A 20,504-nucleotide genomic window follows, 5' to 3' on the forward strand; every position below is an offset into this window, starting at 1 on the left:
TTACGGCATTCCTTTACCATCGGATGCTATGGTCGAACCTAGGGACAGTTTCGAAAGGCTATACTGCGAGAAAATGCTGGGCGCGGAAATCGGCGCATTTCTGGAAGCATGTCCAACGGCGGCACTTGTGCTCGATGATGCCGGCGCGATCGTCTTTGCCAATGCCGGTGCCCGCGGCCTCTTCGCACTTGCAGAGGCGTCTCGCGATCTCGTCATCTCCGACCTGATACCGGACTGGCCATTGTCCCCGGCAGTAACGCAGCCTTTGATCGTAACCCGCGAAGGACATCGACAGGATTGCCAGGTGAGGACGCTGACATGGCCTTCGGCATCCGGGATGTTGACTGCGGTTCTTGTCGAGCAGGAGAACGAGGAGCGTCAGGCTGCGATGGTGGCACGGGAAGCCAATCTGCGTCTTCGCTATGTGATCGAAATGTTGCCGGAAGCCGTCTGTGTCTTCGATGCGAACGATCGCTACGTGCTCTGGAACGAGAAATATGCAGCGCTCTATCCAGATATCGCCGAACATCTCAAGCCGGGCATGGCCTTTGAAGATATCCTGAAGATCAGCCTTGCCAGCGGTCGCATGCCGGAAGTGGTCGAAGACAAGGATCGCTGGTTGCTGCAGCGCATGCGAAAGTTTCGCCAGCCCGTTTCGCAGGAGGAGCAGCAGCTCCGCGACGGGCGATGGCTGAGACATGATGACCGGCGCACTCCCGACGGCGGCGCCATCGGCATGCGGATAGATATCAGTGAGCTGAAGCAGCGCGAGGAATGGCTGGGCCAGCTCTTCGACGCCAATCCGATGCCGATGCTCCTGTGTGATGGCAATAGTCTCGGCATTCTGCAGGCCAATCGGGCGGCATTGGATTTTTACGGTTTCGGAAAAGCGGCGCTGCTCTCGCTGAAGGCGGCCGACATGCATGTCGCGAGCGAAGCCGATCGGTTTGCGAAAGCGCTTGCCAGACTTGAGGGCGATTGCGAGGCCAGAACGGTCTGGCGGCAAAGAATGGCCGACGGCACCGAACGGCATGTCCTCATTTATGTCCGGCAGTTGCATGAAGGGCCGGAGCACCGCTTGCTGTTGACCATCGCCGATGTCAGCGATCGAATTCTCGCGGAGGCGGAAGCCAACCGTCTGGCACAGCACGACATGTTGACCGGATTGCCGAACCGGATGTGTTTTTACAAGACGCTCGGCGAAGTATTGAAGGCAAATGACGGAAAGGGTGTTGCCGTTTTCTGTCTCGACCTCGACGGGTTCAAGCCGGTGAACGATACCTTCGGCCACGCGGCGGGTGACGAGGTCCTCAGGATGGTGGCCGAGCGGCTGCGCAACGCGGCAGGAGGATACATGGTCGCGCGCTTGGGCGGCGACGAGTTTGCGATCCTGATGACTGGCGAAGAGCGAGATGTTGCCGACCTGGCGAGAGGCTGTATCGCTGCCTTCAGGTCCTCGTTCCATATCGGTGGCACCACGGTCGATATCGGCATCAGCATCGGCGTTTCGGCAGCGCCTGAGAACGGTCAGGATGGGGAAACGCTTGTTCGGGAGGCCGATCGCGCCCTTTATCGCGCCAAGGCCAATGGCCGGAATACCTGGCGGACCGCCGGCGTCGGCCAGCGCGATCCGGCTGTCTCGAGGCGTGCGAGATAGGGTTCTGCGGCCGGCGGCGCGGTGTGGACGGCCGGCTCTTGAACTCGGGGCGGCGGCGCCTCATCTGAGTAGTCACCATTTCAATCTGTCGAACTGACAGCCTCCTGCATTTTTACAGTCGCTGCCGTTCCTCTATGCGACGCTTTTGCGTCGGAGGCGTTTTCATGGGCTTCATTGATCGTAACATCCAGCCGTCTTCCGATGCCGGGCTGCTGGATGCCTATTCCCAATCGGTTTCGAGCGCCGTCGATCTCGTCGGTCCGGCGGTCAGCCGGATCGAGCGATTGGGTGGCCGCGCCGGGCATGGCTCCGGCTTCGCCATCTCGCCGGACGGCCTCGTCGTCACCAACAATCATGTCGTGGACGATGCGAAAGCGGTGCGCATCAGGACCCCGGATGGGGCGACCGTCGAGGGCAGGGTGCTCGGGCGCGATCCGGATACCGATCTTGCGCTCATCCGCGCCAACGACTGGTCCGGAAGCTGGGCCAGGCTCGGGGATTCCAAGTCGCTCAAGCGCGGCCACATCGCGATTGCCATCGGCAATCCGCTCGGCTTCGAATGGACTGTCACGGCCGGTATCGTCTCGGCGCTCGGCAGGTCGATGCGCGCGGCCAGCGGCCGTTTGATGGACGATATCATCCAGACAGATGCCGCGCTCAATCCGGGCAATTCCGGCGGGCCGCTGGTTTCGTCGGCCGGCGAGGTGATCGGCGTCAATACCGCCGTCATCCAGGGTGCGCAGAGCATCGCATTTTCCGTTGCCTCCAACACCGCCAGGCATGTGGTGTCCGAAATTCTGCGCTTCGGTCATGTCAGGCGCGCCTATATCGGCATCGCCGCCGATACGGTCGAGTTGCACCGGCGCATCGCGCTGGAGGCTGGGGTAGCGCATTCGACTGCGGTGCGCCTGCGTCGGGTCGAAAGGGATAGCCCCGCTGAAAAGAGCGGCTTGCAGGAGGGCGATTACCTGCTTGCCATCGACGGACATGCGGTATCGGGCATAGACGACGTCGTCAGGCTGCTCGACGGCGACAAGATCGACGCGGAGATCGAGGTCCTGATCTTCAGCGTCGGTGGCCTGATCGAACGCAGGCAAGTAAAGCCGTCGGCGCGTCCGGCCATCTGAGCCGACAGGCCGCGCCAAGGCATCGGCAGCGTCGCGGAATAGGCGCTGCCGATGATGGATTACCCTCGGCCGACGAGCGGCATTTTCGTTGCCATGACTGTCATCGACAAGACGTTGGCATCGAGCGGCAGGCTTGCCATGTAGACGACGGCGCGGGCAACATGCTCGGCCGATATCGTCGGCTCGGCTGCGGTCTCGCCATTTGCCTGCAGCACGCCGGCGCTCATCCTCGCCGTCATGTCGGTCGCTGCATTGCCGATATCGATCTGCCCGCAAGCGATGTCGAAGGGGCGGCCATCGAGTGCGGTCGATTTCGTCAGCCCGCTGATTGCGTGCTTCGTGGCCGTATAGGGCGCCGAATGCGGACGCGGCGTCGTCGCCGAGATCGAACCGTTGTTGATGATACGGCCGCCCTGCGGCACCTGCGCTTTCATCAGGCGGAAGGCTTGCTGGGTGCAGAGGAATGCGCCGGTCAGATTGGCGCCGACAATCGCGTTCCATTGCTCGATGGTCAGTTCCTCCATCGGCACGGCCGGCAGGCCGATACCGGCATTGTTGACCAGAAGATCGAGGCGGCCGTATCGGCCGGCGATGGCGTCGAACAGGCTTTTGACCGATATCGGATCGCTGACATCGGCTGCAACCGCGAGAAATTCCGCGCCTGTTTCCTCCGAGAGCTCGCGGGCGGCTTTTTCGAGAACATCGGCCCGGCGCCCGGAGATAACCACCTTGAAGCCGGCCAAGCCGAGCGCCTTTGCGATGGCGCGGCCGATACCCGTGCCGCCGCCAGTCACCAGCGCAATTGCGTTCCGTGTGTTCGATGATATGTCCGTCATGCAAGCCTCCCGCCCAATTCGTCCTCGATATGTACCTGCAAGATCTCGTCAAAGCTCTGCTCGGCCTTGAAGCCGAGATTGCGGGCGCGCTCTGCGTCGAACCGCGTCGGCCAGCCCGCGACGATCCGTTCGATCACCGGGTCCGGCTCGCGCCGGATGAGAGAAACGGCTTTGTCGCCGCCGACGCGGCGCAAAGCATCGATCTCGTCGGAGACGAGTGCTGAAAGCCCCGGCATGGTGAGATTGCGCCGAGCACCGATCTTTGCTGTATCCAGCGTTGCGGCATGCACGAAGAAGCCGACTGCGGAGCGGGGGCTGGCGAACCAGTGCCGCACCGTATCGCTGACCGGCAGGATGGCTTGCCTGCCCACAAGCGGTTCGCGCAGGATGTTGGAAAAGAAGCCGGAGGCGGCCTTGTTCGGAGCGCCGGGCCGCACGCAGATGGTCGGCAGCCTGATCCCGATGCCATCGAAAATGCCGCGTCGCGAATAATCGGCGAGCAGAAGCTCCGCGATTGCCTTCTGGGTGCCATAGCTCGTCAGCGGCGCGGTCAGGAATTCATCGCCGATGGTTTCGGGAAAGGGTGTTCCGAACACGGCGATGGAGGACGCGAAAATGACGCGCGGAGCATAGGGGGATGTCAGGCCTTGCTGCCTGATGGCGTCGAAGAGCGCACGCGTGCCGTCGAGGTTGACTGTGTAGCCCTTGTCGAAGTCGGCCTCGGCCTCGCCGGAGACGATGGCCGCCAGATGGAAGATCATATCCGGGCGGTCTTCGACGAGCTTTTCCGCGACGCCTGATGTGGCAAGGTCCACCGTCAATGAATTCGATACGGATGCAAGTGATTCCGGCACAGGCGGCTGGAAGGCATCGACCAGCGTCAGCCGATCGATGGTCTGCCCGAGCGCCTTCGGCTCGGCGGCAATGCGGTTGACGAGCTTGCGGCCGATCATGCCCGCAGCGCCCAGGATCAGAACATGCATATCGGATTTTCCTCCCAACAGGCTGATATGGATCTTCGGGATAATTCCCGCGTGAATCTCGTTAACGGCCGCAAGTCATTCGGAGTGCCGGCCGTCTTTTCATCTGTAAGCCTGCAGCCAGGCCAGCCCGGCGTCCGTCGTGGTCGCAGGCCGATATTCCGCGCCGATCGGCCTGTCATAGCCGAGCGATTCCAGAAAACGCAGGAGGTAGCGATAGTCGATCTCCCCATGATCCGGTTCGCGCCGGTCCGGCACCGCCGCAATCTGGATATGGCCGATTGCCGCCATATGGGCTTGCAGCCTGTGGGTCAGGTCGCCCTGCATGATCTGGAGGTGATAGCAATCGAACATCAGCTTGAGGTTCGGCGTGCCCACTGCGGATATGATGTCGAGCGCCTGGTCCGCCGTCTGCAGAAAGTAACCCGGTGCGTCGCGCCGGTTCAGCGGCTCTATCAACACGGTCACGCCCACGGCGGCGGCGCGCTCGCAGGCATGGCGGAGATTGGCGATGAAGGTGGCTCGCGCTTCCTCGCCTTCGGCCTTGCCGGCCATCACATGGACGTTTTGCGCGCCGATCGCAACCGCGTAATCGAGCGCCTGATCGATGGCCCCGCGTGCCTCGTCCTGCCGCCCCGGAATGGCGGCAAGGCCATTGTCGCCAGCCGCGACATTGCCGCGTGCAGTATTCAGGCCGAGCATGGCAAGGCCGGTTTCGCCCAGGGCCTCGCGAACGGCTTCGGGCGGGGTGTCATACGGATAGTGGCACTCGACGGCATCGAAGCCGGCCGCCTTGGCGGCACGGATCGCGTCGGGGAGGGAAAGCTCCTGCCAGAGAAATCCCAGATTGGCGGAAAAGCGCAGCATGTTCAGTCCCACTCCACATCATAGGTTCGAACGAGATCGGCGATTTGCGCATTCGTCAGCAGCGATGGATTGGCCCCGCGCGTCAGGATGGCAAGCTTTGCCGTCTCTTCCAATTCCTCTATCGCGTAAACGGCCGCTTCCAGATCTCTGGCCGAGACGACAGGTCCGTGTGCCGCCAGCATGACGGCGCTGCGCTTTCCGGCAAGGCCGCGAATGGCATCGCCCATGGCCGGGTCGCCCGGCATGAAATAAGGCAGCAGCTTTACCTTGCCGAGCTTCATGATCGAATAGGCTGTCAGCGGCGGCAGCATGTTGTCGGCATCGACGCCGGGCAGGATCGAGAGCGCGACCGAATGGCTGGAATGAAGGTGCACCACGGCGCCGGTCTTTTTCGGTCGCGTTTCGTAGAAGGCCGCGTGCAGAGGCATCTCCTTCGTCGGCTTGTCGCCGCCGATCAGGCGTCCTTCGCTATCGAACAGCGAGAGGCGTGCGGGATCGAGGCGCCCGAAGGAGCTGCCCGTCGGCGTGACCAGAAGGCGGCCGTCGCCGAGGCGGGCGGAAATATTGCCTGAAGACCCGGCGGTCAGGCCGCGATCGTAAAGCGATTTGGCCATCATGCATATCTGTTCGCGCAATGCGGCTTCTTCGCTCATGCGGCCCCCAATCGCTCGAAGGCATCCGTGAAGAAGGTTTCGCCGCCGAAATTGCCCGATTTCAAGGCGAGCGCGACCGCCTCACCCTCGATGGCTGCAAAGGTCCATGGCACGCCGGGCGCTATTTCCGGCCCGATGGCCAGATGGGTTACGCCGAGCGCCTGCGTGATCGCGCCCGAGGTCTCGCCGCCGGCGACGACGAAGCGGCGCGTACCGTGCCGGAAAGCTTCGCGCGCGACTTCGGAGAGCGCTTCTTCGACCACCTGGCCTGCCTTTTCGCGGCCCAACCGCTCCTGGGCGCGCCGCACTTCCTCGGGTTCGGCTGTAGCATAGATGAGCTTCGGCGCATCGTCGGGTTGCCGGCGGAGCCATTCGCAGGCCGAGGTCGCGCCGCCTTCGGCGAGCGCGATCGGGTCCAGCCGCAGGCTGGCGACCTGCGCCGCATAAGTGGCAACCTGCCTGCGCGTCATGGCGGAGCAGCTGCCCGACAGCACGATCTGGCCGCCGGCGGCTTTCGGCAGCGCCTGCCGATGCCGGGGGCGTTCGGCCAGTCCCTGTTCAACATACAGTCGCGGAAGCTGGCCGGCGATGGCACTCCCGCCCGTCAGGAGCGGCATGTCGAACGACGCAGCTGCGATGGTGCCGAGATCCTCGTCGCAAACGGCATCGACGATCACATGCCGGATATTATCGCCGCTGAGCTGTTCCAGCCTCGCTTTCAGCGCTGCCGCGCCTTTCAAGACGGTATTGTGATTGGCAAGGCCGACAGCTCCAGCGACCTGCGGCGCCAGAAGCCGGACAAGGCTCGAATCGCGCATCGGCGTCAGCGGGTGGTCTTTCATCGGGCTTTCCGACAGAAGTTGCTCGCCGACGAAGAGATGACCCATGAAGACGCTGCGGCCATTCTCCGGAAAGGCCGGGCAATAGATCGTCTGGGCCGTGCCCGTCTCCGCCATCAGCATGTCCGCGACCGGCCCGATATTGCCTTCGGCAGTGCTGTCGAATGTCGAACAATACTTCCAGAAGAAGCGGCTCGCACCGGCTTGCCTCAGCCATTCCAATGCTTGCCGGGCCTGTTCGACGGCGATTTCGACCGGAGATGTCCGACATTTCAAGGCGATGACCTCGAAAGCGGCCGTCTCGCTCCGATCGCGTTTTTCCGGCGGTATGCCGATCCGCAGCGAAACGGGCAATCCGCTGCGCGCCAGCAGCGCGGCAAGATCGGTCGCTCCGGTAAAATCATCCGCAATGCAGCCAAGCAGAAGAGCCATGGCCTACTCCTGCACGCCGGGCAGGCTGGCTCCGCTCTTGCGGGCCAGGATTTTTGCGACGGCCGCGTCATCCTCCAGGCCCAAGCCTGCTTCGGATGCCTCGGTGAACAGGCTGAGCGCCGCTGAGGCAAGCGGGGTGAGGGCACCTGCCGTCTCGGCTTCCGATGTCACGATTCCAAGGTCCTTGACGAAGATGTTAACGGCCGAGCGCGGCGTATAGTCACCGGAAACGATGTGCTCGCCGCGGTTCTCGAACATCCAGGAGGACCCGGCGGAGACGCGGATCACCTCGTAAAGCGTCTTCAGGTCGATGCCGGCCTTGGCGGCAAGCGTCATGGCTTCGGCGGTTGCGGCAATGTGCACGCCGGCAAGAAGCTGATTGATCATTTTAACCTGAGAGCCGGGGCCGGCCCGATCCCCGAGCCGGAACACCTTGGCCGCAATGGCGTCGAGGACGCCGGCTGCGCGATCGAAAGCCTCGGGTGCGCCGGACGCCATGACCGTGATCTCGCCCGACAGCGCGCGAACATGACCACCGGAAACAGGAGCATCGATGACGAGCATGCCGGCCGCTTCCAGTTTTTCGGCGATTGCTTTCGTGGCGCTCGGGGCCATGGTGGCGCAAAGCAGAAAGACCGTTGCCGGCCGTGCGGTCTCCAGCGCGCCATCCGGCCCGAAAAGGACCTCTTCGACCTGCTTGCTGTTGACGACATAGACAAGGATTACGTCCGCGTCTCCGGCTGCGGACGCGGGCGTGATGCAGGATGTGCCTCCGTTCTCGGCGAGGCGGGCGAGCACTTCGCTGCGGACATCGCATCCGTGAACGGCAAACCCCGCTTTGAGAAGGGAAAGGGCAGCGCCCCAACCCATGGATCCCAAGCCGATCACGGCTGCCTTCCTCGTCTGCTGCACGGTTCTACCTCTGTCGATCTGGGAAATGTTACCGATACCGGTATCGATAACATGGCCGATTTTCCCGGTAATTGTCAATGGGCGGCTGTTTTCCTTTTCGAAGAAACATCCTATGAAGAAGAGCGGTGGCATGCGGGCCGCTGCTGTTCATCGGGGGGTGCTTGGGGATGCGCAAACCCACTCTGGAAGAAGTCGCGACCGAGGCCGGCGTCAGCAAGATGACGGCCTCGCGCGCCCTGCGCGGTGCCGCCGACGTCTCCACCGAGACGCGCGACAGGGTCGTCGAGGCGGCGACGCGGATGAACTACGTAGGCAACAGGCTCGCGCTCTCCCTGTCCTCCCGCCGCACCAACCTCGTCGCAGTCGTCGTTCCCAGCATGTCGAACATCGTCTTTCCGGAGGTCCTGGCCGGCATTTCCGCCGGCCTCGACGGTTCCGGCATGCAGGCCGTATTCGGCATATCCGATTATGACATGGCGAAGGAGCGCGAGATCATCCGCGACATGCTCTCCTGGCAGCCCTGCGCCATCATCGTCACCGGCCTCGACCAGCCGGAAGAGACGGTGGATCTGCTCCGTCATGCCGATATTCCCGTCATTCAGCTTATGGATCTCGACGGCGCGCCCATCGATTTCAATGTCGGGCTTTCGCATGGCGCGGCAGGAGAGGACATGGCTGAGGCGCTTGTCGCAGCCGGACGCCGGCGTTTCGGCTATGTCGGCAGCGCGCTTGCGAGGGATTTGCGGGCGGGCAAACGCAAAGCCGGCTTCGAGCGCGCACTGCGCGCCCATGGTCTGGGGTTTGCCGAACAACGGATCGACGATGCCTTTTCGTCGATCGCGCTGGGAAAGCAGTTGACGACGGCCATGCTCGCGGCTGTGCCGGATATCGATTGCATCTATTATTCCAATGACGACATGGCGAGCGGCGGACTGTTCGCCTGCATGGAACTGGGCGTCGTCGTCCCCCGGCAGATCCTGATTGCCGGCTTCAATGGGCTGGATCTGGTCAATTCCCTGCCGGCGCCGGTCGCGACATCCCGCTCGCCAAGGCGCGCCATCGGCCAGGTCGCCGCGCAATTGGTCCGCCAGGCGGTGGCGCGCGGCGGCGATGCGCGTGAAAAGACGATTGTGTTCAAACCGACGATTATCGGCATCGATCCTCGCGATACTGCTGTCCGGACGGAGCAAATCCAATCATCGTGACGGATCGGGCAAGGCGGCAGCGGCTTACGTTCGGCAACAAGATTTCCCACAAATTTCATAGGCTGGAAATATTCGGAAACCGGCAGGGCAAAACAATCGGATAGACCGCCGAGAAGTTTATCTTGCTATGGAGTCCGATTGCCGATGTTCCCTTTCAATCCGTGGCGACGGGAAGAATTGAGCCATATCGTTGTCACCACCTTTCACGAGAAGGGTTATCGTGAATACGGCAAGAAGTGCATCGAGACGTTCCTCAAGTGCTGGCCGAAGGATATTTCTCTGGTTGTCTATGCCGAAGATGTCGAGATAGAGGAAAAGGATCGGCGTCTTGTGGTGTTCGACCATTGCGAGGTCTTGCCGCGGCTGCGTGCTTTTCGCGAAGCCTACGGCAACAATCCGCAGGCCAATGGATATCGACCGGCGCGCAACGGGCTCGTTCGGGATTTTCGCTGGGATGCCGTGCGCTTCTCCAACAAGGTTTTCGCGGTTGCCGATGCTATCCGGCGCTATCATGGCATGGTCGATCAACTGATATGGCTGGATGCCGATACGGTAACGCACAGGGTCTTACCGAAGAGCTTCCTCGACGGCATCGCGCCGCGCGGCCACGAGCTCGCCGCCTATCTTAACAGGCGCATCTATCCTGAATGCGGATGGGTGGGATACAATCTTCGCCATCCCGCGATATCGAGTTTTGCCGACCGTTTCGAGACGGCTTATTCGTCAGGATATTTCCTGACGATGAAGGAAAGCCATGACAGCTTCGTCTTCTGGAAGGTGCTTCAGCAGATGGAAAGCGACAAGGAAGCAAGGTTCAAGCGTCTCGGCTCGAGACTGACAAAAACGCATGTCTTCATCAACAGCGTTCTGGGCGGTTATCTGGATCACCTGAAGGGGGACAGGAAATTGGCCGGCAGGAGCCGCCGGAACGATTTGAAGTGGCACAGGCGGGAGGCCTGGTGGCAGTAGCCGATAGCGATCCGGAGCGGCGGAACTCCCAATTTGCGCCGTTAACGGCAAGATGCGAGCAGATTGTCATTCCGCATACACGGTACTAATCTCGGTAGAATAAGGGGATTGGCGATCATGTACGACCATTCGATCCTGCCGACGGAGATTGCCGTTCTGCTTGGGCTGATATGCAATATCGGCGCTCCGCTTCTGGCCTTTTGGGCGGCGGGAAAGCTGCCCCGGTTGCGCCTGTGGTTTCACGGGCTGGCTTTTGCCGCGATCCTGGTCTCGCCGCTTATGGCTATGGCGCTCGGCCTGCCCGGTTTGCTGCCGGAGGATGAGGACAGCCCCGAGGCTCGGTTTGCATTTTTGCCGTTGATCGTCGAGGCCGCAATCATCCTGCTGCTTTATTGCCTTGCCGCCGCCATGCTCTTCTCGAAGTCGGTTCAGACTGCCATCGCGGATTGGCATGAAGGAGACCGGTTTCAGCGTATGAACGCGCGTCCTCGTCCTGGGTCGTCAAGACGGAACCCTGTCTCGAGAATGCCGAGATCCAGATAGCCGATAACGATCCGCCGAGGGTCGGGCTACGCCGCGGCGGCCGGAAAAGATTTCGTGCCTGTCGGGGCGCGGCGACCGGAGCTGGGGCGCGTTCAGGCGGAGTTCAGGCGAGTCGGCCTATGTCTTCCTTGTCCATGAGACAGGAAATGGGGGTAAGGAAATGCTTGAACGTTTGGTACGAGTTTCGCGCGTCGCCGTGATCGGGCTGGCCGCTTTGCAACTGATGACATCGGTCGCTTCGGCGCAATATTACGGTGGCGATGACGGCGACGCACCGCCACCGCCCTGGCAGCGTGATCAGGGCCGGGATTGGAGAGGCCCGCCACGGGACCGTGATCGCGACCGGGATTGGGATCGTGACCGCGACCGCGGCTGCAGCCGGCGCGACCTCATGCGGGCTGCACGCGCGGAAGGTTTCCGGCGCATCGATTCTGTCGACAGCAACGGGCGACGCATCGTCGTTCGCGGCTGGAATGACGGTGGTCCGGACCGCATGGTCTTCGCCAATCGCCGCGGTTGCCCGGTTATCGATTGACGCGCGAAAAACGACATAAGCGGAAGCCGAGTGCGGATCGGCTTCCGCTTATCTTCGCGGCAACACATTCTTTCGGCTGGCTGAAAGAGATAGGCTTGCCGCTATTCCGAGGCTTTGCCGTGATTTCGCCGCTCGTTTTCAAGCGGCAGCGAATTTCGCTTTTACAAGAGTGCTGTTCCGAGCATATTCAGATTTCCGGAGCCTCGGTCCGGGGCCTGGCCGCGAATTGCCGGTACAGGCCCCAGGCCTCCCATCCGGCTGCGCTCTTGCGCATTTCACGACAGTGAGAGAAGCGATCCGATGAGTCGAATGGCTTGGCTCTGTAGCTGAAGAGATTTTGTCACCGAATTGTGACGTCGGGCGGATCGTTCGCCGTCGGCTGGCCCGTTCGGATTGGCGGTCAGGCTGTCCTCACGCCATCGTCGCCACCCGCAGTCCTCAGGTTCTCTCCGGCCGCAACACGGCATGAAGAAGACGTGCTTGCGGCTATCCGACAAAACCCATGCCGCCGGCGTGCCGCCTTCTTGTTGGGCGGTGGCGCCGACGGCATGCTGAGGAGTTGCCGATGACGTCCGTGCTCACCCCTGCGGAGCACGTACGCATACGCGACACTACTTTTCCGCAACTCTCCCAGCGAGAGCCATGACATAATCGTCTGCAATATCGGCCAGGGTCAAAGCGACCTCGGGTTCGTTCCAGCCGGCGCCAAGCGCCATCTGTATGAAATCGCGAAAGGCCACTTCGAGGACTTCTTCGCGCTCGACTGCACGGTAGGAGTCGTTGACCGGATGCTGCGGCTTGCTGATTTGTATTGTCTGGCGGGTCGATACCATTGCTACGTTCCCTAAAGCTTGCCTCGACGGACGCAGGGTACATTTGCCAAACGCCGGGACTTTGGTGCCAAAACGACTATTCCCTTTCATTTTTAATAGGTTACGCACCGCATGTCGTTAGCCGTGCATCCGGAAACTTGCAGCAGCGTCCATTTTCGCAATCGCTGAATAGCGACCGCGCGGCTTCTCGATGGAATGGTGTGGGTTACGTCTTCGCCTCGCGCGAAGCGGCCGGCCTCATGCTTGTCGAGACGCCGGGATCCGCCGCGTCTAGAGCAATGCCAGGGAAAGTGCGCAGTCGTTTTCCGTTCGAAACCGCGCAAAAACAAAGAGATAGAGCGGCTCGGCGCTTCCGTGAAACACGGGAACCACTTTAGTGATAGTAGCCGAGAGTGTTCAGCCACTCTTCGAAGGAGTGCGCGCCGCCGGGCGAGGTCGGCGTGGCGACCTGTCCGATATAGCGCGGAATGGTAAGGTTTCTCGCCTCGCGCGGGCTGTAGCCGAATTCCTTGCTGAACGCCCGGCTGAAATGTGCCGCCGAGGAAAATCCGACGGCGAAGGCAATATCGACGATCTGCTCGCGGTTGGCGGGGTCGCTAAGCGCGGCATGGGCCGACAGGAGGCGACGACGCTGAATATAATGATGCACGCCGCCATATTGCTCGAAGATCTGGTAGAGCCTGGTGCGGGATATTCCGAGCTCGCGGCATATCTGCTCCACGGTCAGATCGCCCGAGGTGAGGTTGCTTTCGACAAAACGCCGCACGCGCTCCGTGACCGCAAGGGTGCTGTGCTGCTCCACCCCTGTCGATTGCGCCGCAGAGGTCGAAACGGAAGCCACGATCATGTTGCGCACCGTCTGGACGACATGCGGCAGATCTGTGGCGGCAAAGCGTGGGAGGTTGCCTTCGACGCTGTCGAGATATTCGATCAGCATGCTGGTGAAGACCCCGGAAAGGGCGATGTTGTTCTCGATTTCGACGGGGGCGGGAACATCGAACAGCAATTCACGCGGCAGGAAGAGCGAGAGAGTTTTCGCCTCAGTCGAACGCCCCCGAAAAGGATGTCCGAGCGAGCGCAGTTCCACCTTGCCCGGTTCGCCTTCCAGCACCCGCCCATCGACCTCCGACCAGGTTCGGCCACTGCGAAGCACGGAAATATGCCAGTGATCGAGAAGGTTCGCCTTCACTTTCGCCTGCGAGCGCATGTAGCTGTGCGGAGGCGTATCTTGTTGAACGATCAGCATGCCGCCGAGATTCCAGGCGGTGTGGTCGGCCGGAAAACCGGCTTCTTGCGAAACATTGTCGGGCAGGCGGATATCGACCAGCGGCGCGACATAGGTCTGCCACGCAACAAACTGGGCCGCAGGCTCCATCTCGCGCGTGGAAAACCGCAACGGCTGCAAAGCCGGTGGCAGCGATGCTTCCTCGGAAGCTGCTTTTTCCGGTCGGGGGAAGCGTCGCCGCTCCGCGTGCAAGGATTTCCGGTCCTTGCGCCATGGCCGTTCCGCCGCTTCGACCGCTACAGATGCGGATCGCTCTTCTTGTCGCAAATCAGCCAATCCGGTCTCCTCGAATGCCACCGGGACAGAGCATCGCCGTCACGTCGTCGCCCATGACTTCGGCAAAAGGCCGTCCCCTGCCTCGATGATAAGGCCTCAAGCCTGCTTCGGGCTGTCTTCTTCAGCGAAACGGAGCGCGGTGACTTTACCGTATTCCCGGCTCTTTGATGACACCAAAGCTTCATTTGCAGTGCGAATCCGAAAAGGCAAGCCTTGCGGGTCATCAATCCCATATTCTCGCGGCAATTGCCCTAAAATATGATAGCAGGTCGCGCTTATTCGTGTCGTGCTGGCACATTTGCAGCGGCCGACGGCCGGCAATGGACCAATCGCCATTCAGCATGCCGGCGGGAGCCGCGCATGGCGGGCACTTTTGCAAAGCCGGTCTGAAACTATTCCGTTTTTGTTATGCCTTCCGGCTGCGCGGCGGAGTAATGTCGCGCCGATTTGATGAGACAGCACGCATGGACCACAAGCGCCACAGAATACGCGAGTTTGGATTCGCCCTCGGTCATTTCGAGCCCGGGCCACTGAACGCGATCACCGATGTCGACGGTTTGCGCGTCGGCCATGCCACATGCCGCGAAGGCGAGCGGACGCGCACGGGCGCCACCGCGATTCTGCCGCATGGTGGCAATCTGTTCCAGGACAAGGTTCCAGCCGGATTTGCCGTCTTCAATGGCTTCGGAAAATTGGCCGGCTCCACCCAGATCACCGAACTGGGGGAGATCGAAACGCCGATCGTGTTGACGAACACGCTGGCCGTCGGGCGAGGCATCGAGGCCATCGTGCGCCATACGCTCGTCCAGCCCGGCAATGAGAAGGTCGTGTCGATCAATGCCGTGGTCGGCGAAACGAACGACTCCCGCCTCAACGACATCCGCGCCGCTCGCCCCACCGTCGATGAGGTCCTGTCGGCAATCGCGACCGCAAGGTCGGGCCCGGTCGAAGAGGGCGCAGTCGGCGCCGGAACCGGAACGGTTGCCTTCGGGCTGAAGGGCGGTATCGGCACAAGTTCTCGTCTCGTGCCGGTCGGTGCCGAGACCTACCGGCTGGGCGTGCTCGTGCAATCCAATTATGGTGGCCATCTCATGATCGCCGGGCATGATTATGCCGCCCTGGCCGAGCACGACAAGGATGGCTCGATCGTCATCATTCTGGCGACGGACGCACCGCTCTGTTCACGCAATCTCGAGCGTCTGGCGCGGCGCAGCTTCGGCGGTCTGGCGCGCACCGGCGCGGCACTCAGCAACGGTTCCGGCGACTACGCGCTCGCCTTCTCCACGGCGGAGGCCGTGCGGTGCACGCCGGAGCGGCGCAAGGGCGTCAGCGTTTCGCCCGCTCTAGGCAACGATGCCGTCTCGCCGCTGTTCGAGGCTGCGATCGAGGCCACGGAAGAGGCGATCCTCAACTCGCTCGCCATGGCGACCCGGACCGAGGGCTACAATGCCGCGACAGGCAGAAGCTCGACCGTCGATGCCATAACCCTGCCTTTGCCGGCGCTTCGCTAACCATCAGATTCCAGCCCCCAATCATACGGAGTTTTCATGACTGCCGCGACGATCCGCACCGTCTATGTCAACGGTGCATTCCTGCCCGAAAACGAGGCGCATCTGTCCATTTTCGACCGAGGTTTCCTCTTTGGCGACGGGATCTACGAGGTGACGGCCGTTCTGGATGGCAAGCTCATCGACAGCGCCCTGCATATGGCGCGGCTGGAGCGCAGCGTGGGGGAAATCGGTGGCCGCCTGCCCATCACGACCGACGAGATCGTGGCGATCGAGAAGCGTCTCGTGGAGGAAAACCACCTTGCCGAAGGCTTGGTCTATCTCCAGTACACGCGCGGCGCCGAGGACCGGAATTTCTTCTACTCCGAGGATTTGCAGGCGACGCTGGTGATCTTCACGCAGCAGAAGACGCTCGAACATGTCGCTGCGGTGGAAAAGGGTCTCAAGGTCAAGTCCATGCCGGATCAGCGCTGGGCGCGACGCGACATCAAGTCCGTGTGCCTGCTGCCGCAGGTGTTGGCCAAGCGCGCCGCCAGGGCGGAAGGTTTCGACGAAGCCTGGCTGATTGAGAATGGCATGGTGACGGAGGGCGCGTCCTCGACGGCTTATATCGTCACGCGTGACGGCCGTATCGTGACCCGCGCCAACAGCCATGCGACCTTGCCCGGCTGCACGCGGCTTGCCGTGCTGGAACTGGCGCGCGAGGAAGGGCTGGCGCTTGAGGAGCGGGCCTTTTCCGTCGACGAGGCGAAAGCCGCTGCGGAAGTCTGGCTGACGAGCGCCTCCAATTTCATCGTTTCCATTACCAATGTCGATGGTGCCGCGATCGGCGATGGAAAGCCTGGCCCGATGTTCCGGCGCCTGCGTGCGCTCTACATGGAAAACGCCCGGCGCACCGCGATCTAGGGTCATTCCGGGAAAAAAGAGATAGAGCGTTCCATGAAACGCAGAACCGCTCTGAACCTGCCGCGCCTGCCTGCTCCCGATCGTCAGGGCTTGTCGAGCATCGACCAGATGCGCCCGACGATCGGACGGCGATTCTCGCGTGAGCGGTAGAGGCGGATTTCCACGTCGATATTCCAGTCCGCATCCGCTGCGCGCACCAGCCGGCCATCGGCAAGTTCCGCTATGACGAGGCTTTCCGGGATCCAGGCGAGCCCGAAGCCGGCAGCCGCCATGCCCTTCAAGCCAACCGACATGCTGCCGACATGCACGCGGTTTTCGGCGGGCAGGCGTTCGCCGAAGGCGCCCGCGACCAGCTGCCCAAAGAAGGATGTCTTTTGGTAACTGACATGGGAAAAGCCCGGCTCGATCCGATGCGCCGGCGCACCATCGGCATCCGCCGCGCTGACCGGCAGGATGGTTTCGCGGCCGAGCGTATGATGCTCGAACTGCGGGTCGAGCAGCATCGGCACATGCGGATGCTGGTAGGTGAGGAGAAAGTCGCTGTCGCCATCGATCAGGGAGTTCAGGTTTTCTTCCATGCTGCCTGAATCCGGGCGCAGATGCGAGACCACGGGTCCTATGCGCGCATTGAGCCGGCTGAGCCAATCGGGAAAGAAGGTGAAGGACAGGGTGTGCAATGCGGTCAGGGTCACGGTGCGCGCATCCGTGCCGTCCTCGTGCTGGAGATTGCGCCGGGCCTGGTAGAGCGCGTGCAGCGTCTGCTCCGCCACCGGCACGAAGCGTTCGCCTGCAGCCGTCAGCCGCGATGGATAGGTCGCCCTGTCGATCAGGCTGGTGCCGACCCAGCCTTCCAGCTGCCGGATGCGGCGGCTGAAGGCGGATTGCGTCACATGGCGCTCATCGGCGGCCTTTGAAAAGTTCAGCGTGCGCGCCAGCGCCAGAAAATCTTCAAGCCATTTAACTTCCACTCGAAGCTCCCGAAAGAAACCGGCTGTCAAAACCGGTTTCTCCTTGGCCCGAATGAGCGGGGAATGCAATCAGCTTGCGCGGCGATATTCGATCATTCGGGCGCGGGCGAGCACCAGTTCCAGCCTGTCCTGCTCCAGAAGATGGAGGCAGACGCGCTTGGTCCACGGGCCGTCCTTGAGCGTGAACAGAAAGCGGCCGCCGCCGAGCGCGTGCAAAGGCATGCGGTGGCGTACCGGCCCGATACCCATGACGACCTCGCCGTCTTCGATCTCGAAGCGGGCGCCTTCCGGCGATGTCCACGCACCGGACAGAGAGGCGGGAATCTCCTGCTTTTCGACGGGCAGCAAGCGACGGCGGGCATGACCGATTTCGCCGACGATCGCTTCTCCCTCCATCGACAGGCGCATCGGCGCGGAGGCCGAGCGGGAAGAAACCCAGCCGCCTTCATCCTCGTAAACGGTTTCGTCGGCGTCGAGGTAGGTCACGGTGCTGCCCGCAACCTTGATCCACCAGGGGCCGCTCTCCGTGACATAGGTGCCGTCGCGCAAGGCGGTCGAAGGGCGGGGCAGGGGGGCGCCCGTCAATGCAGCCATGGTTTCGAGCGCGATTTTGTAACCATTCGCATCTTCGCGGTTCGACACGACCACGAGTCCGGTTTTTCGATCCGGATCGAGCAGAAAGTAGCTTTTGTAGCCGGGGTGGGAGCCGCCATGTCCTATGAAGGTCCGGTTGCCGAGCAGGCTGCGTCGCAGGCCCAGGCCGTAGCCGCTTAGCCTGCCGTCGGCAAGCTGACGCGGCGCCGACAGTTGTTCGAGCAGCCCGGCAAAGGATCCGCTGTCGCCAAGCAGCGCGATCAGCCATCTGGCAAGGCTTTCACCGCTGCCGGTCATGCTGCCGGAGGCGGAAATATGCAGGCCGGCGGCGGAAAGCTGCCAGCGCTCGCCATCGCGCCAATATCCCGGCACAAGTCCGACGACGGGGTCGTTCCACACATCCGGCGCATCCAGAACCGCGCCCGCCTGTGCGCCGTGTTCGCGGACATAATCGCGGAAGAAAACGCCCTGTCGCTCAAGTGCGGCTTCCACCAGCCGGTATCCCGTATTGGAGTAGGAAACCTCCGTGCCGGCCTCATAATTCAGGCGCGTCTGCCGCTCGAGGAATTCGAGCAGCGGTCCCGCCTTGGTTTCGGTGTAGACCGAAAGCCCAAGCAGCGAGAGACATTCGCGCGTGTCGGGCAGGCCTCCGCTCATGTCGAGGGCGCGGCCGACAGTGACGTCGCGAAACGCGGATTGCAATTCCGGCAGATGTCGACCAAGGGGATCGTCGAGACCGATCTTGTCGGAATGGGCGAGCACCATGGCGCAGAAGGCGTGCTTCGTCACCGATGCGTAACGCACGACGCTGGCGGCGGTGAAGGGTGCCAGGGTCGACAGGCTTTCCACCCCGCCCGCTTCCGCAAAGCGAATGCCATCGATGTCGAAGCCGATGACGGCGCCGCCCGGCTCGTCGCTGCCCCAATCCTGCGTGAATCTCGCCGCGCTTGCTTGCGCTGCCTTCCAGTTTGCCGCTTCAGACATGCATGCCTCGCAAATACAGTTAGACCGGTTCCGCTTCCTCGAACTCGACGCTCAGCCGACGCAGTTCCTGCGTGTGGGGATGGCTAACGTTGCCGCGCCGCAGATTGTCGGACGTGACCTGCTCGACCATCAGGCCATCGATCATCACGCCGACCTCGGTGCAGAGATGGGCGATCACGCCGAGATTGTGGCTGACCATGACGTAGGTGAGTTTTCTCTCCGCCCGCAGGTCGGAAAGCAGATTGAGGATCTCGGCCTGAACGGAGACGTCGAGCGCGCTGGTTGGCTCGTCCAGCAGCAGGATCTTCGGCTCCGCAATCAGCGCCCGGGCGATGGCGACGCGCTGGCGCTGGCCGCCGGAAAGCTGGTGCGGATATCGGAAGCGGGCGCTCTGTGGCAGGGCGACATCGGAAAGCGCAGCACCGATGCGCCGATCGATGTCGCCCATGCGGTGAACGAGCGGCAGCTCGCTCAGAATGCGGTCGATGGTCTGGCGGGGATGCAGCGATCCATAGGGGTCCTGGAACACCATCTGCACCTTGCGGAAAAAATCCGGCGTGCGGCGTTGCGGAGCGTCTTCGCCGTTGAAGGCGATGCGCCCCATCCAGCTGGTGTTCAGGCCGGCCATGGCGCGCAAGACGGTCGATTTGCCCGAGCCGCTTTCGCCGACGATGCCGAAGCTGCCGCCTTCCGGCACCTGGAACGAAACGCCCTTGACGACCTCACGCTCGCCGAAGCGGATCCGCAGATTATCGATTTCTATCGTCATTTCAGCCACTCCGGATCGCGTTCGAGAATGGGCAGCCGTTCTTTCGGATGCGTGAGCGAAGGAATGCAGTTCAAAAGGCCGCGCGTATAAGGGTGAGCGGCTGACAGCAGCTCCGAGGCCTGCAACTCTTCCATGACGCGCCCGGCATACATGACCGCGACCCGATCGCAGAAATGCGAGACGAGCGGCAGGTCATGGCTGATGAGCAGCAGCCCCATGGACCGTTCGGAGACCAGCTCTTCGATCAGCCGCAGGATCTCGGCCTGCACCGACGCGTCCAGTGCGCTCGTGGGCTCGTCGGCAATGAGCAGCTCGGGGTCCGGCGCCAGCATCATGGCGATCATGACGCGCTGGCCCATGCCGCCCGAAACCTCGTGCGGATAGGAGGCGGCGACGGCCTTGGGATTGCGGATCTTGACCTGCTCCAGCAGGTTGGCGGCGGCCTCCGCCGCTTCCCGCCGGCTGCCGCCCTTATGCGTGCGCCAGGCTTCGGCGACCTGATTGCCGATGGTCTTGACGGGATTGAGCGAGTATTTCGGGTCCTGAAGGATGAAGCCCGCCCGTTTGCCGCGGATGGTCCGCATCTGCTTTTCGCTGGCGGACAAGATGTCGATGCCGTCGAAGGCGAGCTTGTCCGCTTCGATGCGCGTCTGTTTGGGCAGCAGCTTCATCAGCGCACGCGCCGTCAGGCTCTTGCCGGAGCCGCTTTCGCCGACGATGCCGAGCTTTTCGGCGCCAAGACGGAGTGAAACGCCCTTGACCGCAGGAGCGAAGCCCGTCCGCGTCTTGAAGCCGATGCGCAGATTGTCGATCTCGACCAGCATGG

20 protein-coding genes are annotated in these 20,504 nt (G+C 62.2%); 8 read left to right on the top strand and 12 right to left on the bottom strand.

Annotated features, from left to right (window positions below):
• Positions 1-73 precede the first annotated feature (73 nt).
• The gene (locus ACJJVH_RS22330; protein WP_412066158.1) at positions 74-1,657 is read left to right on the top strand and encodes a diguanylate cyclase domain-containing protein; all 1,584 of its coding nucleotides are present in this window, start codon (positions 74-76) and stop codon (positions 1,655-1,657) included.
• Between the two features lie 164 nt (positions 1,658-1,821).
• Positions 1,822-2,784, top strand: coding sequence for a S1C family serine protease (locus tag ACJJVH_RS22335; RefSeq protein ID WP_412066159.1), 963 nt, complete (start codon positions 1,822-1,824; stop codon positions 2,782-2,784).
• 59 nt (positions 2,785-2,843) lie between these two features.
• On the opposite strand, the gene ACJJVH_RS22340 is transcribed toward ACJJVH_RS22335, so the two are convergent.
• The 6 genes from ACJJVH_RS22340 to ltnD all read right to left on the bottom strand — a co-directional run bounded on the left by ACJJVH_RS22340 (position 2,844) and on the right by ltnD (position 8,261).
• Entirely contained in the window at positions 2,844-3,620 is a 777-nt protein-coding gene (locus tag ACJJVH_RS22340; protein WP_112799718.1) for an SDR family oxidoreductase, read from the bottom strand.
• Positions 3,617-4,603, bottom strand: a complete 987-nt coding sequence (gene denD / locus ACJJVH_RS22345) for a D-erythronate dehydrogenase (protein ID WP_112799720.1) — start codon at positions 4,601-4,603, stop codon at positions 3,617-3,619. Before denD ends, ACJJVH_RS22340 begins: the two co-directional genes overlap by 4 nt.
• A 99-nt stretch (positions 4,604-4,702) precedes the next feature.
• Complete coding sequence (locus tag ACJJVH_RS22350) at positions 4,703-5,467, bottom strand: hydroxypyruvate isomerase family protein (protein ID WP_412066160.1); 765 nt, start codon at positions 5,465-5,467, stop codon at positions 4,703-4,705.
• A gap of 2 nt (positions 5,468-5,469) precedes the next feature.
• Positions 5,470-6,120, bottom strand: coding sequence for a 3-oxo-tetronate 4-phosphate decarboxylase (gene otnC, locus ACJJVH_RS22355; protein ID WP_113369999.1), 651 nt, complete (start codon positions 6,118-6,120; stop codon positions 5,470-5,472).
• Positions 6,117-7,391: a 3-oxo-tetronate kinase gene (otnK, locus tag ACJJVH_RS22360; protein ID WP_412066161.1), complete on the bottom strand. Its 1,275-nt coding sequence runs from the start codon at positions 7,389-7,391 to the stop codon at positions 6,117-6,119. The genes otnC and otnK overlap by 4 nt, the downstream gene beginning before the upstream one ends.
• A gap of 3 nt (positions 7,392-7,394) precedes the next feature.
• A complete protein-coding gene (gene ltnD, locus ACJJVH_RS22365; RefSeq protein ID WP_412066204.1) occupies positions 7,395-8,261 on the bottom strand; it encodes an L-threonate dehydrogenase in 867 nt (288 codons plus the stop codon).
• Between the two features lie 209 nt (positions 8,262-8,470).
• Here ltnD and ACJJVH_RS22370 point away from each other — a divergent pair, with 209 nt between their 5' ends.
• From ACJJVH_RS22370 to ACJJVH_RS22385, 4 genes are all read left to right on the top strand, one after another.
• Positions 8,471-9,508 carry a LacI family DNA-binding transcriptional regulator gene (locus ACJJVH_RS22370; protein ID WP_412066162.1) on the top strand — a complete coding sequence of 346 codons (1,038 nt, stop codon included), beginning with the start codon at positions 8,471-8,473 and terminating at the stop codon, positions 9,506-9,508.
• 177 nt (positions 9,509-9,685) lie between these two features.
• On the top strand, positions 9,686-10,477 hold the full coding sequence (locus ACJJVH_RS22375; RefSeq protein WP_412066163.1) for a hypothetical protein: 792 nt from the start codon (positions 9,686-9,688) through the stop codon (positions 10,475-10,477).
• A 117-nt stretch (positions 10,478-10,594) separates the two neighbouring features.
• Entirely contained in the window at positions 10,595-11,020 is a 426-nt protein-coding gene (locus ACJJVH_RS22380) for a hypothetical protein (protein ID WP_412066164.1), read from the top strand.
• Positions 11,021-11,180: 160 nt separating this feature from the next.
• Positions 11,181-11,555, top strand: coding sequence for a hypothetical protein (locus tag ACJJVH_RS22385; protein ID WP_412066165.1), 375 nt, complete (start codon positions 11,181-11,183; stop codon positions 11,553-11,555).
• Positions 11,556-12,166: 611 nt separating this feature from the next.
• Here the strand turns inward: ACJJVH_RS22385 and ACJJVH_RS22390 are convergent.
• The gene (locus ACJJVH_RS22390; protein WP_112799729.1) at positions 12,167-12,388 is read right to left on the bottom strand and encodes a hypothetical protein; all 222 of its coding nucleotides are present in this window, start codon (positions 12,386-12,388) and stop codon (positions 12,167-12,169) included.
• Positions 12,389-12,761: 373 nt separating this feature from the next.
• Positions 12,762-13,865 carry a helix-turn-helix domain-containing protein gene (locus ACJJVH_RS22395; protein WP_112799731.1) on the bottom strand — a complete coding sequence of 368 codons (1,104 nt, stop codon included), beginning with the start codon at positions 13,863-13,865 and terminating at the stop codon, positions 12,762-12,764.
• A 548-nt stretch (positions 13,866-14,413) separates the two neighbouring features.
• Here ACJJVH_RS22395 and ACJJVH_RS22400 point away from each other — a divergent pair.
• On the top strand, positions 14,414-15,460 hold the full coding sequence (locus ACJJVH_RS22400) for a P1 family peptidase (RefSeq protein WP_412066166.1): 1,047 nt from the start codon (positions 14,414-14,416) through the stop codon (positions 15,458-15,460).
• A gap of 36 nt (positions 15,461-15,496) precedes the next feature.
• Positions 15,497-16,363, top strand: a complete 867-nt coding sequence (locus ACJJVH_RS22405; RefSeq protein WP_412066167.1) for a D-amino-acid transaminase — start codon at positions 15,497-15,499, stop codon at positions 16,361-16,363.
• An 83-nt stretch (positions 16,364-16,446) separates the two neighbouring features.
• Here the strand turns inward: ACJJVH_RS22405 and ACJJVH_RS22410 are convergent, their stop codons facing one another.
• The 4 genes from ACJJVH_RS22410 to ACJJVH_RS22425 form a co-directional block, all read right to left on the bottom strand.
• A complete protein-coding gene (locus ACJJVH_RS22410; protein ID WP_162751276.1) occupies positions 16,447-17,331 on the bottom strand; it encodes a LysR substrate-binding domain-containing protein in 885 nt (294 codons plus the stop codon).
• Between the two features lie 69 nt (positions 17,332-17,400).
• On the bottom strand, positions 17,401-18,909 hold the full coding sequence (locus ACJJVH_RS22415) for a serine hydrolase domain-containing protein (RefSeq protein WP_412066168.1): 1,509 nt from the start codon (positions 18,907-18,909) through the stop codon (positions 17,401-17,403).
• A 19-nt stretch (positions 18,910-18,928) separates the two neighbouring features.
• Entirely contained in the window at positions 18,929-19,678 is a 750-nt protein-coding gene (locus ACJJVH_RS22420; protein ID WP_112799738.1) for an ABC transporter ATP-binding protein, read from the bottom strand.
• Positions 19,675-20,502 (bottom strand): ABC transporter ATP-binding protein, encoded by an 828-nt coding sequence (locus ACJJVH_RS22425; protein WP_112799740.1) that lies wholly within the window; start codon positions 20,500-20,502, stop codon positions 19,675-19,677. Before ACJJVH_RS22425 ends, ACJJVH_RS22420 begins: the two co-directional genes overlap by 4 nt.
• Positions 20,503-20,504 lie beyond the last annotated feature (2 nt).

The sequence above is a fragment of the Rhizobium sp. SYY.PMSO genome (assembly GCF_046840415.1).
Taxonomy (GTDB): Bacteria; Pseudomonadota; Alphaproteobacteria; order Rhizobiales; family Rhizobiaceae; genus Rhizobium.

Excerpts from the sequence above, each read along its gene's own strand:
- ACJJVH_RS22330 (WP_412066158.1), top strand. The coding sequence starts at position 74 with ATGCTGGGCGCGGAAATCGGCGCATTTCTGGAAGCATGTCCAACGGCG.
- ACJJVH_RS22335 (WP_412066159.1), top strand. The coding sequence starts at position 1,822 with ATGGGCTTCATTGATCGTAACATCCAGCCGTCTTCCGATGCCGGGCTG.
- ACJJVH_RS22340 (WP_112799718.1), bottom strand. The coding sequence starts at position 3,620 with ATGACGGACATATCATCGAACACACGGAACGCAATTGCGCTGGTGACT.
- denD (WP_112799720.1), bottom strand. The coding sequence starts at position 4,603 with ATGCATGTTCTGATCCTGGGCGCTGCGGGCATGATCGGCCGCAAGCTC.
- ACJJVH_RS22350 (WP_412066160.1), bottom strand. The coding sequence starts at position 5,467 with ATGCTGCGCTTTTCCGCCAATCTGGGATTTCTCTGGCAGGAGCTTTCC.
- otnC (WP_113369999.1), bottom strand. The coding sequence starts at position 6,120 with ATGAGCGAAGAAGCCGCATTGCGCGAACAGATATGCATGATGGCCAAA.
- otnK (WP_412066161.1), bottom strand. The coding sequence starts at position 7,391 with ATGGCTCTTCTGCTTGGCTGCATTGCGGATGATTTTACCGGAGCGACC.
- ltnD (WP_412066204.1), bottom strand. The coding sequence starts at position 8,261 with ATGGGTTGGGGCGCTGCCCTTTCCCTTCTCAAAGCGGGGTTTGCCGTT.
- ACJJVH_RS22370 (WP_412066162.1), top strand. The coding sequence starts at position 8,471 with ATGCGCAAACCCACTCTGGAAGAAGTCGCGACCGAGGCCGGCGTCAGC.
- ACJJVH_RS22380 (WP_412066164.1), top strand. The coding sequence starts at position 10,595 with ATGTACGACCATTCGATCCTGCCGACGGAGATTGCCGTTCTGCTTGGG.
- ACJJVH_RS22385 (WP_412066165.1), top strand. The coding sequence starts at position 11,181 with ATGCTTGAACGTTTGGTACGAGTTTCGCGCGTCGCCGTGATCGGGCTG.
- ACJJVH_RS22390 (WP_112799729.1), bottom strand. The coding sequence starts at position 12,388 with ATGGTATCGACCCGCCAGACAATACAAATCAGCAAGCCGCAGCATCCG.
- ACJJVH_RS22400 (WP_412066166.1), top strand. The coding sequence starts at position 14,414 with ATGGACCACAAGCGCCACAGAATACGCGAGTTTGGATTCGCCCTCGGT.
- ACJJVH_RS22405 (WP_412066167.1), top strand. The coding sequence starts at position 15,497 with ATGACTGCCGCGACGATCCGCACCGTCTATGTCAACGGTGCATTCCTG.
- ACJJVH_RS22415 (WP_412066168.1), bottom strand. The coding sequence starts at position 18,909 with ATGTCTGAAGCGGCAAACTGGAAGGCAGCGCAAGCAAGCGCGGCGAGA.
- ACJJVH_RS22420 (WP_112799738.1), bottom strand. The coding sequence starts at position 19,678 with ATGACGATAGAAATCGATAATCTGCGGATCCGCTTCGGCGAGCGTGAG.
- ACJJVH_RS22425 (WP_112799740.1), bottom strand. The coding sequence starts at position 20,502 with ATGCTGGTCGAGATCGACAATCTGCGCATCGGCTTCAAGACGCGGACG.